This window comes from Actinocatenispora rupis, from assembly GCF_016861975.1.
Lineage (GTDB): Bacteria > Actinomycetota > Actinomycetes > Mycobacteriales > Micromonosporaceae > Actinocatenispora > Actinocatenispora rupis.
This window is the reverse complement of the sequence record NZ_BOMB01000023.1, coordinates 1-13,492: the sequence shown is the minus strand read 5'-3', so window position 1 is coordinate 13,492 and position 13,492 is coordinate 1. Positions and strand designations below refer to the sequence as shown.

Genomic DNA, 13,492 nt, shown 5'->3' with positions numbered 1-13,492 from the left:
GGAGGTTGCCGGTGGCGGAGAGCCTGGTGCTGTCGATCGACTTCGGCAGTTCCAACACGGTCGCGGTGCTGCGCGCGGACACCGGCCGTGCCCGGATCCTCCTGTACGACGGGTCGCCGTTGCTGCCGTCGGCGGTGTTCGCCGGCGACGCCGGGCTGACCGTCGGCCGGGACGCGGCGCACATGGCGCGCAACGAGCCGGGCCGGTTCGAGCCGTACCCGAAGCGGCGGATCGACGACGGTGACGTGCTGCTGGGCGACCGGGTGGTGCCGGTCGTGGACCTGGTCGCCGCCGTACTGCGCCGGGTGGCGGACGAGGCGCGGCGGGTGGCCGGTGCCGTACCGCCGGTGGTGTTGACGCATCCGGTGGCGTGGGGCCAGGCCCGCCGCGGCGTACTGGCGGAGGCGGCTCGCCGGGCCGGGCTCACCGTGGCCGCCCTGGTCGCCGAGCCGATCGCCGCCGCCTCCTACTTCACCGCCGTACTCGGCAGCCGGTTGCCGGTCGGCGGCGCGCTGGCGGTGTTCGACTTCGGCGGCGGCACGCTGGACGTCGCCGTGGTCCGGAGTACCGGTGAGGGGCCGGTGGTGGTGGCGACCGGCGGACTGGACGGCGTCGGCGGTGTCGACCTGGACGCGGCCGTCATCGTCCACATAGGACAGTCCATCGGTACGGCCGCGCCGCAGGTGTGGCAACGGTTGTCCGCGCCGCCGGACGACACCGCGCTGCGTGACCGGGCCGCCGTGTGGCAGGACGCGCGGACCGCGAAGGAGATCCTGTCCCGGTCGGCCAGCGCCGCGGTGCACGTACCCGGCCTGCCCGGCGGTACGCACGTGACGCGGGCCGAGTTCGAGGCGGTGGCCGGGCCGATCGTCGGCCGCGCGGTCGCCGAGACGGTGGCGACGATCCGCCGCGCCCGGATCGCCCCGGGCGACCTCGCCGGCGTCTTCCTCGTCGGCGGATCGAGCCGGATTCCCTTGGTGGCACACGAACTCCACCGCGCGCTCGGCGTCGCCCCGACCGTACTCGAACAGCCGGAGACCGCCGTCGCCGAAGGTGCCCTGTACGCGCCGTCCGCGCCGCGCATCTCGCCGCGGCTGGCCGGCGCCCTCGACCGCCTCGACCCCGGCATCCGGTACGGGACGGAGCCCGAGCCGGGCACCCGTCCCGTACGGAGGCGTTGGGTGGCCCCGCTGGTCGCCGCCGTGTCGTTCCTCGCCGCCGCCGGTCTGGTCCTCGGGCTGCTCCGGCCCTGGCAGCACGACCAGCCCGGCGCCACCGGCGGGCAGGGCGCCGACACCGGCCGCTCCGCGTCCCCGACGCCCTCGCCGAGCCCGTCCGCGCCGTGCCCGACCAACACCGACCTGCAGAAGGCCGTGTCCCCGAGTACGAACGGTGGTGGGGACACGACCGACGGCTCCAGCCTCGCCGTACACGGGGAGATCACCTGCGACGCGGGCTACGCGACGGCCACCATGTACGGGCAGAGCAACGGGCAGGCACTCGACCCGGTCACCGTGATCGTGCGGTACCGGAACGGGCGCTGGGTGCAGGTGATCCTCGGCACCGACGTCTGTGCCCCGGAGGAGGACGGCAGCCGGCCCAAGCAACTCGTCGGCGTACCGGACAAGGTGATGGAAGCCGCCGGCTGCAAGCTCTCGTACTACACGAAATGACCGTCGTGCCGGGAGTGCCCGCAGCGGTGGGTATGGCCGTGGCCACAGCGTGCGGTGTCGCGGCGCGCGGTCCGGCATTGTTGGGGGGATGACGGCTCCAGCACTGGTCGCGAGCGACCTCGACGGCACACTCCTGCGTACCGACCGCACGGTCGGGCCGCGCACCCTCGGGACGCTGGATCGCCTGCGGGAGCAGGGGATCCCGTTCGTGATGGTGACCGGGCGGCCGATCCGGTGGCTCGCCGAGGTGCTGCGCTTCACCGGCCCGCGCGGCCCGGTGGTCTGCTCCAACGGCGCCGTGGTCTACGACCCCGAGTCCGGCACCGTACTCGACGACCGGCCGCTCCGGCCCGACCTGCTCGCCGAGGTCGCCGAGCGGCTGCGCGCCGAGTACCCGGGGGTGGCGTTCGCGGCGGAGACGGCGGACGGTCTGGCGCACGAGCCGGCGTACCCGATCCGCGAGGTGTCACCGGCCGTACGGGTCGCGGACCTGCCGCGGGTGGTCGCCGAACCGGCGGTGAAGCTGCTCGCCTGGCTGGACCACCCGGTACCGACGCAGCTCGCCGCGGCGATGACCGACAGCCTGCGCGGCGTGGCCGAGGTGACCCGCTCGTCCGAGGACAGCCTCATCGAGATCTCCGCCGCCGGCGTCACCAAGGCGACCGGCCTGGCCCGCGTCGCCGAGCGGTACGAGGTGGCGCCCGCCGACATCGTCGCGTTCGGCGACATGCCCAACGACCTGCCCATGTTCGCGTACGTCGGGCACAGCGTCGCGATGGCCAACGCCGAGCCCGCCGTACGGGCCGCCGCGCACACCGTCACCACCAGCAACGACGACGACGGCGTCGCCCAGTACCTGACCGGCCTGCTCGACGCCGCCCCGATCGCCTGACCCTAGAGGTACTGGCCGGTCCGGGTGTGCTGGTCGCCCTGCTGCGCCGCGTGCTCCGGGTCCATGCCGGGCATCACCACGCCGCCCGGTCCGACCGGCAGCGCCGGCCGCTGGCCGCGGATCTGTTCGAGCTGCACCCGGGCCGCCATCTGCTGCGCCATCAGCGCCGCCTGGATCCCGTGGAACAGCCCCTCCAGCCAGCCCACGAGCTGCGCCTGCGCGATCCGCAGCTCCGGCTCGCTCGGCGTGATCTCCTCGTTGAACGGCAGGGACAGCCGGTCCAGCTCCTCGCGCAGCTCCGGCGCGAGGCCCTCCTCCAGTTCGACGATCGACCGGGCGTGGATCTCCTTCAGACGCTGCCGGCCCGCCTCGTCCAGCGGCGCCGCCCGTACCTCCTCAAGCAGTTGCTTGATCATGCTGCCGATGCGCATGACCTTCGCGGGCTGCTCGATCTGGCTGGCCGGGTCCTTCGCCGCGTCGTCGCCGTCGACCGTGGCGTCGACGTCGACGGTGCCGACGGGCCGGCCGTCGGGCCCGACCACGACCACGGTCCGGCCCTGCTGCTCGGCGGCCTGCTGCTCGTCCTCGTCGCGCGGTGTCTCCGTCATGCCTCCATCCTGACGCATCGGCCGCGGCACCCTCCAACCCGCGGCCCGGTCCGGTGGATCTTGGGCTGGAGTACCGGCCGGTCAGGAACGGCGAAACCGGGTGAAGTCGGGAGGACGCTTCTCCGCGAACGCCTTCGCGCCCTCCATGCCCTCCTCGCTGTGCGCGTACAGGTCGAGGCCCGCGAACGCGAGGTTGGACAACCCGGCCATGTGGTCCGAATCGGCATTGAACGAGTGCTTCAGGAACCGGATCGCGGTCGGCGAGTACGAGGCGATCGTGCGGCCCCACGCGAGCGCCGTGTCCAGCAGCTCGCCCGCCGGTACGACGGCGTTGACGAGACCCCAGCGTTCCGCGGTCGCGGCGTCGACGGTCTCCAGCAGGAACCACATCTGCCGGGCCCGCTTCTCCCCGATCACCCGCGCCAGGTACGCCGAGCCGAAGCCCGCGTCGAAGCTGCCCACCCGCGGCCCCGCCTGCCCGAACGTCGCGTGCTCCGCCGCGATGCTCAGGTCGCACAACACGTGCAGCACGTGCCCGCCGCCCACCGCGACCCCGTTCACCGCGGCGATCACCGGCTTCGGGATGTCACGGATGATCCGGTGCAGCCGCTCCACCTCGAACGTGCCCCACTCGGTCTCCCCGTACCCGCCCGTCTCGGCGCGCTCCTTCACGTCCCCGCCCGCGCAGAACGCCCGGTCACCGGACGCCGTCAACACCACCGCGGCCACCTCGCCGTCGGCCCACGCGTACTTGAACGCGCTGATCAACTCGTCGACGGTACGGCCGCGGAACGCGTTCATCCGGCGCGGGCGGTCGATCGTCACCACCGCCACCCCGCCCGGCTCGACCCGGTACCCGACGTCCGTGAAGTCTTCTCGTCGCACGGCACCTCCCTGGGGCAGATGACCGAACCGTACCGCGGCTCGCCCCACCGTTCCGTCCGTCCACGCCTTCCCTTGCGTACTCCCGGCCCAGCCGCGGTCCGTCGCTGCGGTCGGGTTGGTCCAGGCGAGTCGGGGCGTGGCGGGGTGCCGTCATGCGTTGGTGTCGGGGCTGGCGGTGGCTGGGATGCGGCGGGGCGGGCCGTAGGGTCTGAATCCGGTACCGCCGGCCGCGGTGGTGTCCGGCCGGAGGGAGTACGGATGGCCGAGCGACGCGACGTCCTGACCAGGTCCGCGCCACCCCCGGACCACACCGTCCGGTACGGCCCGCTGCCCGACCACGTCGCCGACGTCTGGCTCCCCTCCGGCGGTACTCCCCGGCCGCTGGTGCTGTTCCTGCACGGCGGGTACTGGCGCGCCGCGCACGACCGGCACCACGTCGCGCCGCTCGCCGCGGATCTCGCCGGACGGGGCTGGGCGGTCGCGTGCCCCGAGTACCGGCGGACGGGTGGTGGCGGCGGGTGGCCGGCGACGTTCGAGGACGTGGCGGCGGCGGTGGACGCGGTACCCGGGCTGGTCGAGGCCGCGGCGCCGGGACGCCTCGCGCCGGGACCGGCGTACCTGGCGGGGCACTCGGCGGGCGGCCACCTCGCCCTCTGGTCCGCCGTACGCCACCGGCTGCCGGCCGGCGCGCCCGGCGCCCGCACCCGGCCCCCGGCCGTACGCGGGGTTCTCGCGCTTGCGCCCGTCTGCGACCTCGCCGAGACGTACCGCCGGCGGCTGGACCTCGACGCCGCGCGGGCCCTCATGGGCGGCGGCCCCGGCCAGCTGCCCGAGCGGTACGCCGCCGTCGACCCCGCCCGGCTGCCCGCCCCCGACGCCCCGACCGTCATGCTCCAGGGGCCGGGCGACGGGCGCGTCCCGATCGTCCTCACCCGCGAGTACGCCCGCACCCACGACGTACCCCTGATCGAACTCGACGGCGCCGACCACTTCGCCGTCATCGACCCGGAGTCCGCCGCCTGGCCCGCCGTGGTCACCGCCCTCACCCACCTCTGACCCGCCACGCCGACCGCGGCAACGAACACCGTTGCCCGAACGGCCGCCACCCGAGACCGAGCCGCCCCGGTCCGCCCGTCCCACGGAGCCGCGGAATCGGTGCTCGCCGCGGGCTTCCGTGGAGCCGGCTCCAGCCGCCGCATCGAGCCGTCCTCGGGGCCGACCCCTCAAGCGCTTTCGGTTGTACCGCAACGTTTTCCGCGGCACTCGACGATCTCTTCGGTACGGTCCACGAGTCACGTGCCGTGCCGCGGCGCCGAGCCGTTCCCGGGACGCCGCGCCGCTCGTACGGCGTGACGTGGTTCCTGTGACATGGTGTGGGCATCGTGCCACTTCCGTTGCGCCGCAATGCTTGTCACCGTTCGTTGTGACGTCCGGGACCATGGTGTGGAGATCGTGCCACTTCCGTTGCGCCGCAACGATTTCACCGCTAGGTCGTTCGTATGGTCGCGTCGATCCCGTCCCACCAAGCGATCCAGCGCGACTCCGCGACCCAGCGCGATTCGACGGAGCGGTGCGGTCGCACAGCGCGGAGCGACTCCACGATTCAACGCTCGTTCACGACGCGGCGCCGCTTCCGCGGTACGCAGCCGCTTCCGCGACAGCGAACCGGTTCTGCGGCGCCGTGTCGTCGTGCTGTGCCCGGCGACAGGGCCGGTTGAGTGCCGAGCCGGTGGCGGGCGAGGCTGGGTCAGCCGTGCGCCGGAGGTCGGCCGGTCTCGCCGTCCGCCTGCGGATCCGGCGCACCCGGCGCCTGCTGAGCGCGGCCACCAGTCGTTGTCGTACCGGGCGCCCCGGGTTGCGGGGTTCCGGAGGCTCCGGGCGGCGGCGCGCCCGGCCCACCCGCGAACCCAGGTACCGGGCCGCCCGGTGCGCCGGGCCAGCCCGTTCCGCCGGGAGCGCCACCCGGGGGAAGCCCGCCGAGGTGCGGGCCACCGGGTCCAGCCGTACCACCAGCCCCCGGTACGCCCGGCGCAGGTGGTGGCGCGCCCCAGTTCGGGCCGGGCTGTGCCCACGGCGCTTGTGGCGCGCCAGGAGCCTGAGCCGGCGGAGTGGCCGGCGTCTGCCCGCCCGGCGACTGCCACGGCGCCTGCTGCCCGGCCACCCCGCCCGACGGACCGTTGCCCGCCTGGCCCGGGAAAGCCGTAACGCCCTGCTGTCCCGGAGAAGCCGGTTGGCCACCCGAAGGTTGTCCCGGATACGCAGCGCCGGACGGCCCCGAGAACTCCGCACCTGGCTGCCCCGGGAACGCCGCACCCGGTTGACCACCCGCGCCAGGCTGCCCCGGGTACGCAGCACCCGGTTGCCCCGGGAACTGGCTCTGCCCCGGGAACTGGCCCGTGCCCTGCTGTGGCCCGGCCGGTACGCCGGTGCCACCGGCCGAACCGGCGCCCGCGGGGGCGGGGTCGCCGAGCCGGATTGCGAGGCGGTCGACGTACACGAGTTGGAGGGCGATGAGGGCGACGAGGGCCGGGATGGCGAGGGGTGCGGCGGAGAGCAGCAGGCCGATGCTCGGCGACTGGCTGACGTACTGGCCGAGCAGTTGCAGCAGCAGCGTGGACGCGGTGCGGCGGCCGGTGAGTACGAGGAGGCGCCACAGCATGGAGTGCGCCTCGACGAGCAGGATGGCGGTGCCGACGAGGGCGACGAGCGGGAGCGACGGCAGGAGTACGGTGCGGGCGAAGCCGCCGGCGATCCGGTCCCGCCAGCGTTGCGCGTGCCCGCTGCCGAACAGCGCGAACACCACCATGGCGGGGATGCTGACGAGGATCGGTGACATGGCGCCGAGCCCGGTGTCGAGGGTGTCGGCGGCCCGCGCGGACTGCCAGTACGTGGTCATCAGCGGGGTGACCGTGACGAACAGCCAGGGCGCGAACGGCAGCAGCAGCCAGCGGCTGTGCGCGCCGAGGGGCCGGAACGCGCCGATCCCGATGCCGGCCGGGTACGCGAGGACGACCTGCACGATCGTCGTCAGTACGGCGGGGAGCAGCGTGTAGAGCAGCGTTTCGGTGGCGGTGTCGGGGGTGCGCGCGGGGTGGCCGCCGAGCAGGCCGAGGCGCGGGACCAGTTCGACGGCGACGAGCAGGAGCGAGCCGACGAGGGCGACGACGCCGAGTCCGACGGCGCGTCCGCGGTTGAGGCTCGGCGCGGGGGCGGTGTCGCGCGGGGTGAGTTCGATCCGGGCACGGGACAGGATGAGGATGAGCGTGGCGGCGACGCCGAGCAGCATCACCGGTACGAGCAGGACGGTGCCGGCGCTGGCGCCCGCGCCGAACGCGAAGTACCGGAAGGCGTTGTTGTAGCTGAGGATGCCGAGGGTGGTGGTCTTGACGCCGGGGCCGCCGCCGGTGAGGCCGATGATCATGGTGATGGCCTGCATGGCGACGGCGAGCGTGCCGAGGACGAGGACGCCCCAGACGGCGAGTCCGGCGCCGATCCGGCCGCGCGGCGCCTCCCCGGTACGCCGGCGCAGCGCGGAGAGCAGAGCGCTGACACCGATCCCGGCGACGAGCCCGAGTACGGAGAGGCCGGCGATGACGCTCAGTTTCGGCAGGGCGGTGCCGGCGTCGAACGGCCGCAGGAACGACAGCGCGCCGTCCGCCGGCATGACGAGCCCGGCGTACGCGGAGACGGCGACGGCCGGGGCGAACCCGGCGACTGGCACGGTGAGGACGACCCGGACGGCCTTGCGCAGCGGGCTGCCGGCCTCCGCCGCCGCGAACGACAGCAGCGGCACCACCACCAGCATCACGAGGGTGGGCAGCAGCGCGAGCACGAGAGTACGGCCGAGCGCGTCGCCGGTGCCGGTGAACGAGCCGGGCCGGTGCGACGCGTAGACCCGGCCGTCGCCGGCGATCATCGGTGCCTTGCCGGTGAAGGCCTGCACGATCGTCTGCACCGTGGGCACCGCCAGCCACCAGATCGTGCCGGCGAACATCGGCAGCGCGAGCAGCAGGCCGATCCAGCCGGGCGGTCCGGTACGGGCGGGTCGGACGGGGGCCGGCTCCGGTCGCGGTGGCGCCATGGAAGCCATCCCTCACCTCCGTGGGGGGTTCGTGGGGTATGGGGATTCTCGCGCGCCGGCGCAATCGGCCCTCGAACCGATGCGGTACCGTCCGGGCGTCATGAGCGGTCGACACCACGGCAGTCACCGGTACCGCGGGGCGGGCGCCCGGCGGTGGGTGGTCGTGTCGGTCGTGGCGGTGGCCGTCGTGGCGTTGCTCGGTGCCGGCGGGTTGTGGTGGACGCACGGCCGTTCGGCGGCCGCTCCGACACCGTCGCCGCAGCGTACCGGGGCGCGCGAGGCGGCGTCGGCTTCCGCGTCGCCGACGCCGTCCTGCAATGCCGACTGCACCCAGCGGAAGCGGTACGCGGCGGCTGCGGCGTACATCGACAGGCACGGTGCGACGAACGCGTACCTGAGCGTGGTGGTGACCGACCGGAGTACCGGGAAGACGTGGCGGCACGGGCCGACGACGCACCCGGGCTGGACGGCGTCGACGATCAAGCTGGCGATGGCGACCGACATCCTGCGCCGCCAGCGCGCCGGTGAGATCAGCCTCACCGCGGCGAACCGGCACGACCTGGACACCATGCTCAACTTCTCCGACGAGAACGCGTCCGACCGGCTGTGGAAGGCGTTCGGCGGGGACGACCAGCTCGCGCGGTTCCGCGACGTGTTCGGGATGACCGGGCTGCACTTCGTACCGGGCTTCACCGACGGGACGTACTGGGGCTTCGTCAAGTGCACGACCGACGACCTCGGCCACCTCATGCACTACGTACTGACGAGGTCCGCGCCGGACGACCGGGCGTACCTGGTGGCCGCGATGCGCGGGGTCGCGCCGAACCAGCAGTGGGGCGTGTGGGCGGCGGGCGCGGCGAACCGGCCGGGCGACAAGGACGGCTGGTCGTTCGAGACCGACACGTACGGCAAGCACTGGGTGCTCAACACGGTGGGCTTCGCGGGCGCCGACGAGCGGTTCGAGGTGGCCGTGATGTTCCAGGTGCAGCCGCACAGCACCATCGCGTACGGCGCGCACACCGTGTCGGACGTGTGCGGGCTGCTGTTCGGGGTGCCCGCCCCCGCGAAGATCACGGTTCCCACCCCGGACGGATGAGATGACCGAGCTGCCCGCGCCGGAGCCGAGGAAGCGGCACACCGGTCTGGTCGTGGCCCTCGCGGTCTGCGTGGTCGTCGCCGTCGCCGGCTGCGGCGTCACCGGTGTCCTCCTCTACCGGCTGTACGGGCCGGACCGGCACGATCCGCTGTGGCCGGCGGGCTGGGCGACCGCCCGGTTCGCGGTGTCCGGCAGCGACGAGGTCCGCGACGAGACCGGCCAGCTCCTCGTACTGCTCAGCGGCACGGACACCCGCTACGCGGTCCGGTCGTACGGGGTGGAGCTGGCGGCCCGGCCCGGTCAACGCGCCACGCTCGACCGGCTCACCCGCGCGCTCCCGCTGCGGGCCGCCCTGTACCTGGGGCCGGTGGTGTCGGCGACCCGCGCGTCCGGCCCCTGCACCCCGGTGAACCGGTACGGCGCGGCCTGCGATCCGGGCACCGGCCAGGCGTACACGCTGAACGCGGCGCTGATGGACGGTGGTGGCATCGCTGATGCCACGGTGACGCGGGTGTCCGGACAGTGGGCGGTGAACGTGACGTTCACGGCGTCGGGGCAGCGGGCGTTCACCAACGCGACCGGACGGTACGTGGGGAAGCAGGTGGCGATCGTGGTGGCCGGGGTGGCGTTGACCGCGCCAACGGTCAACCAGGCGATCAGCGGCCCGATGCAGCTGGCCGGCGGTTTCACCGGGAACCAGGCGCGGGAGATCGCCGCGGCGCTGCGACTGTCCCGCCACCCGGTCACGATCTCGCACGCATGACGTCGCATTGGCGTCACGTGCCTTCACGGTGACGTCGTCGGTTGGTACGGTGGGGGCATGGAGCCAGAGCGTGTGATCCGCCCGGTGCCGGCACCGGCCGTGACGGACGACGAGCGCGAGGCCGCGGTCGAGCTGTTGCAGCGAGCCTGCGGCGAGGGTCGGATGACGCTGGAGGAGTTCAGCGAGCGGGCGGGTGTGGCCTGGGCGGCCGAGAGCCGGGAGGAGCTGGCCACCGTCACCGAGGGGCTGTCCGCGCCGCCGCCGGTCGGTACGAGCCAGCCGGTGAGCGACATGTCGGCCATCTTCAGCGAGCACAAGCAGTACGGGCGGTGGCGGTTGCCGCGGCGGATGCGTATCCGGTCGATCTTCGGCGCGTCCAAGATCGATCTGCGGGAGGCGACGATCGACGCCGAGGCCGTACGGGACGGCGTCGTCGACATCACCGTGCGCGTGCTGTTCGGCGAGGTGAAGCTGATCGTCCCGGAGGGCGTCGAGGTCGAGATGTACGGCGGGGCGGTGTTCGGTTCGCGCAAGGCGAGCCTGAACCCGGTGCCGCGGCGGCAGGGTACGCCGACGGTCCGGTTGCACTGCAAGGTCACGTTCGGCGAGTTGAAGGTGAGCAGCGCGCCGATCGGTCAGCGCGACCGCGTCGACCGCCTGTTCGACCGCCTCTGACCCGCACCGACGCGGTACGGTCCGGCCGGAGGGAGCCGGCCCGTACCGCGGGTCCGGTGTCGCCGGTCAGCCGCCGAAGTCGACGATCGAGCGGCGGAGGCCGGCGGGGTCGAGGCCGTGCGCGGGGTCGTGGTCGGCGGGCGTGCCGTACCGGCGGAGGTCGTTGCGGGTGACCCCGAGGCACAGTGTCCGATGTGGACGGTCGCCGAGCGCGTCCGCGACGATCCGCGCGGACGTACCGGCGAGGTAGGGCTCGACGAGGACGACGGTCTCGCCGGCCAGCGCGCGCAGTCCGGCGGTGTCGAACGGCCGCACCGTGTTCGTGTACGCGACGCGTACGTCGAGGTCCCTGGTCGCTTCGAGGACCGGGTCGAGCATCGGGCCGACCGCGACCACGAGCACGTTCCCGTTGGTACGCAAGGGAACCAGGGAGCCGTCGGCGCCGGCGTGCGGGGCGGAGTTGGCGCGGGTGGAGAGCCGGAGGTAGCCGGATCCGTCGCCGGTGACCGATTCGCGCAGCAGCGCCGGGACCTCCGCGGGATGGCCCGGCACCCGTACGGCCCAGCCCGGCAGGGTGTCGACGAGCGCGACGTCGCCGGGCGAGTGGTGGGTGCGGCCGGCCTGCGCCGCGTCGTACGAGGCGCCGATGCTGACGAGTACGCCGGTGGCGGCCTGGTGCGCGAAGTCCAGCTTGACCTGCTCGAACGCCCGCTCGATCAGGAACGGCGCGTACGAGTGGGCGATCGGCCGCAGGCCGGTGAGCGCCAGCCCGCCGGCGACGCTGACCATGAGCGACTCGCGGATGCCGACGTTGAGTACGCGGTCGGGGTGGCGGTGCTCGGCTTCGGCGAACGCGGCGGCCGAGATGTCGGCGAGGACCAGCGCGGTACGCGGGTCGTCGTCCAGCAGCGCCGAGGTCTCGGCGACGAACGTCTCTCGCATGTCCATTGTGGACTCAGCCCTTCTCCTCGACGACCGCCACGACGACGTGCGGCTTGCCCGGCAACGGTGTGGTGAACGCGGACCGCAGCGCGCGGTGGTCGCGGCCGTCGACGGTGGCGGTGGACCAACCGTTCGCGGCGAAGCGGGCGCCGATGCCGCCCGGCCACCCGTGCGTGGCCGAGCGGTTGTCGACGACCACGGCGGTCAGCGTGTCCAGCCCGGTCGCCCCCGCGTACGCGATGGCCTCGTGGTTGCTGCCCTCGTCCAACTCGGCGTCCCCGACCAGCACGTACGTCCGGGTGTCGGTGAGGCCCTGGGCGCGCAGGCCGAGCGCGACGCCGACGCCGAGCGGCAGCCCGTGCCCGAGCGAACCCGACGAGATCTCCACCCCCGGTACGAGCGTGCGGTCCGGGTGGTACCCGAGGGGCGAGTCGTACGCGCCGAACGTGTCGAGCCAGTCCGGCGGGATGAAGCCCTTCGCGGCGAGGACCGCGTAGTACGCCATGGGGCCGTGGCCCTTGGACAGCAGGAACCGGTCGCGCGCCTGGCTGTCGACGGTGTCCGGGCCGATCCGGAGCACCTGGTCGTACAGGACCCAGAGGACGTCGAGGGTGGAGGTGGCGCTCGGCCCGTGCTTCTCGTCGCCGGTCATGCGGGTGAGCAGCGCGGGAAGATCCGCGTACCCGAGCCGGCGTTCCGTCGCGGCAGTCATGTGGGTAGCCTGCAACTTGAAGTAAGCTTCAAGTCAACCGATCCCGAGATGTGAAGCTGGGCACGATGAGCGAGTTGCCGGACACCCTGACCATCGGCGAACTGTCCGCGCGCAGCGGCATCGCCGCCTCCGCCCTGCGGTACTACGACCGGCTCGGGCTGCTGGAGAGCGATCGTAGCTCCGGCAACCAGCGGCGGTTCCCGCGCAGCGAACTGCGCCGCGTCGCGTTCATCCGGATCGCGCAGCGGGTCGGCCTGAGCCTGGACGAGATCCGCGAGGCGCTGTCCATGCTCCCCGAGGGGCGTACGCCGACGCGCGGTGACTGGGCGCGGCTGTCCCGGGCCTGGCGGCAGCGCCTCGACGACCAGATCCACCTGATGGAACGGCTCCGCGACAAGCTGGCGAGCTGCATCGGGTGCGGGTGCCTGTCCCTCAAGCGGTGCGAGCTGTCCAACGCGCACGACGTCGCCGCCGCCGAAGGACCCGGCCCGCGCTTCCTGCTGCGCGAGTGACGGCGGTGGGGCACCACGTCCGGTGCCCCACCCCGTTGGTACGTCACGTGACCGGCGCCTCGGCGTACGTGTCGAAGCGCATGGTGTGGCTGGCGCGGCCGCGCGTCCGGGACCGCGGATCGCCGACGTAGCCGAACATCCCGGCCACCGGTACGGCGGCCGTCACCACCCGCCAGCCGCCGCGCGTGGCGGTGCCGCGGATCGTGCCGCGCGGCAACGTTGCCACGTCGATCACCACCTTCGCGTACTGGCCGCGGCCGCTGTTCTGCTTGCGGTACAACGATTCCACGCCCGTCACCCGCGCGTCTGGTACGCCGGCATCGTAGGAGACGCCCGCCGGTGCGCGAACGGTTCTGCCGGAAGCCCGCCGGGATCAGTTGTGTGGCAACGAATCCCGGCACCCGAGTCAGGGGGTGAGGAGGATCTTGCCGATGTGTTCGTTCGACTCCATCAGCCGGTGCGCCTCGCCGGCGTCCGCCATCGGCAGCCGGCGGTACACGACCGGGCGGATCCGGCCGTCGGCGACCATCGGCCACACCGTCTTACGGACGCCGGACACGATCGCGGCCTTCTCCGCCGCCGGCCGCGCGCGCAGCCCGGTCACCGACATCGAGGCGCAGCGGGCCATCAGCAGCCGCAGGTCCACCTCGGTC

Annotated in this window: 14 protein-coding genes; 7 read left to right on the top strand and 7 right to left on the bottom strand. The window is 73.5% G+C overall.

The annotated features are described in order from the left end of the window. Positions 1-11: 11 nt before the first annotated feature. Positions 12-1,673, top strand: coding sequence for an Hsp70 family protein (locus Aru02nite_RS19780; protein WP_203659801.1), 1,662 nt, complete (start codon positions 12-14; stop codon positions 1,671-1,673). An 88-nt stretch (positions 1,674-1,761) separates the two neighbouring features. Next, a complete protein-coding gene (locus Aru02nite_RS19775) occupies positions 1,762-2,565 on the top strand; it encodes an HAD family hydrolase (protein WP_203659799.1) in 804 nt (267 codons plus the stop codon). A gap of 2 nt (positions 2,566-2,567) precedes the next feature. Here Aru02nite_RS19775 and Aru02nite_RS19770 read toward each other — a convergent pair whose 3' ends face one another. Then, a complete protein-coding gene (locus Aru02nite_RS19770; protein WP_203659797.1) occupies positions 2,568-3,173 on the bottom strand; it encodes a bacterial proteasome activator family protein in 606 nt (201 codons plus the stop codon). 81 nt (positions 3,174-3,254) lie between these two features. Beyond that, on the bottom strand, positions 3,255-4,058 hold the full coding sequence (locus Aru02nite_RS19765; protein ID WP_203659795.1) for an enoyl-CoA hydratase-related protein: 804 nt from the start codon (positions 4,056-4,058) through the stop codon (positions 3,255-3,257). Positions 4,059-4,316: 258 nt separating this feature from the next. Between Aru02nite_RS19765 and Aru02nite_RS19760 the strand changes: the two genes are divergently transcribed. Next, positions 4,317-5,114 (top strand): alpha/beta hydrolase family protein, encoded by a 798-nt coding sequence (locus tag Aru02nite_RS19760; RefSeq protein WP_203659793.1) that lies wholly within the window; start codon positions 4,317-4,319, stop codon positions 5,112-5,114. Between the two features lie 691 nt (positions 5,115-5,805). On the opposite strand, the gene Aru02nite_RS19755 is transcribed toward Aru02nite_RS19760, so the two are convergent. After that, entirely contained in the window at positions 5,806-8,139 is a 2,334-nt protein-coding gene (locus tag Aru02nite_RS19755) for a hypothetical protein (protein ID WP_203660408.1), read from the bottom strand. Positions 8,140-8,239: 100 nt separating this feature from the next. Here Aru02nite_RS19755 and Aru02nite_RS19750 point away from each other — a divergent pair, with 100 nt between their 5' ends. From Aru02nite_RS19750 to Aru02nite_RS19740, 3 genes are read left to right on the top strand one after another with little or no spacing between them, the layout of a single operon-like run. Further along, complete coding sequence (locus Aru02nite_RS19750; protein ID WP_203659791.1) at positions 8,240-9,235, top strand: serine hydrolase; 996 nt, start codon at positions 8,240-8,242, stop codon at positions 9,233-9,235. 1 nt (position 9,236) lies between these two features. Next, entirely contained in the window at positions 9,237-9,998 is a 762-nt protein-coding gene (locus Aru02nite_RS19745) for a SecDF P1 head subdomain-containing protein (protein ID WP_203659789.1), read from the top strand. A gap of 57 nt (positions 9,999-10,055) precedes the next feature. Beyond that, on the top strand, positions 10,056-10,673 hold the full coding sequence (locus Aru02nite_RS19740) for a DUF1707 SHOCT-like domain-containing protein (RefSeq protein WP_203659787.1): 618 nt from the start codon (positions 10,056-10,058) through the stop codon (positions 10,671-10,673). Between the two features lie 66 nt (positions 10,674-10,739). On the opposite strand, the gene Aru02nite_RS19735 is transcribed toward Aru02nite_RS19740, so the two are convergent. Together Aru02nite_RS19735 and Aru02nite_RS19730 are read right to left on the bottom strand one after the other, a co-directional pair. Beyond that, positions 10,740-11,615: a transketolase family protein gene (locus Aru02nite_RS19735; RefSeq protein WP_203660331.1), complete on the bottom strand. Its 876-nt coding sequence runs from the start codon at positions 11,613-11,615 to the stop codon at positions 10,740-10,742. A 13-nt stretch (positions 11,616-11,628) separates the two neighbouring features. After that, positions 11,629-12,267 (bottom strand): thiamine pyrophosphate-binding protein, encoded by a 639-nt coding sequence (locus Aru02nite_RS19730; protein ID WP_203660329.1) that lies wholly within the window; start codon positions 12,265-12,267, stop codon positions 11,629-11,631. A gap of 134 nt (positions 12,268-12,401) precedes the next feature. On the opposite strand from Aru02nite_RS19730, the gene soxR reads away from it, so the two are divergent. Beyond that, positions 12,402-12,839, top strand: a complete 438-nt coding sequence (soxR, locus tag Aru02nite_RS19725; protein WP_203660327.1) for a redox-sensitive transcriptional activator SoxR — start codon at positions 12,402-12,404, stop codon at positions 12,837-12,839. Positions 12,840-12,882: 43 nt separating this feature from the next. Here the strand turns inward: soxR and Aru02nite_RS19720 are convergent, their stop codons facing one another. Further along, positions 12,883-13,128: a hypothetical protein gene (locus tag Aru02nite_RS19720; protein ID WP_239076812.1), complete on the bottom strand. Its 246-nt coding sequence runs from the start codon at positions 13,126-13,128 to the stop codon at positions 12,883-12,885. A gap of 117 nt (positions 13,129-13,245) precedes the next feature. Then, on the bottom strand, positions 13,246-13,492 hold a 247-nt coding region (locus Aru02nite_RS19715), incomplete at its 5' end, for a zinc-binding dehydrogenase (protein WP_203659783.1).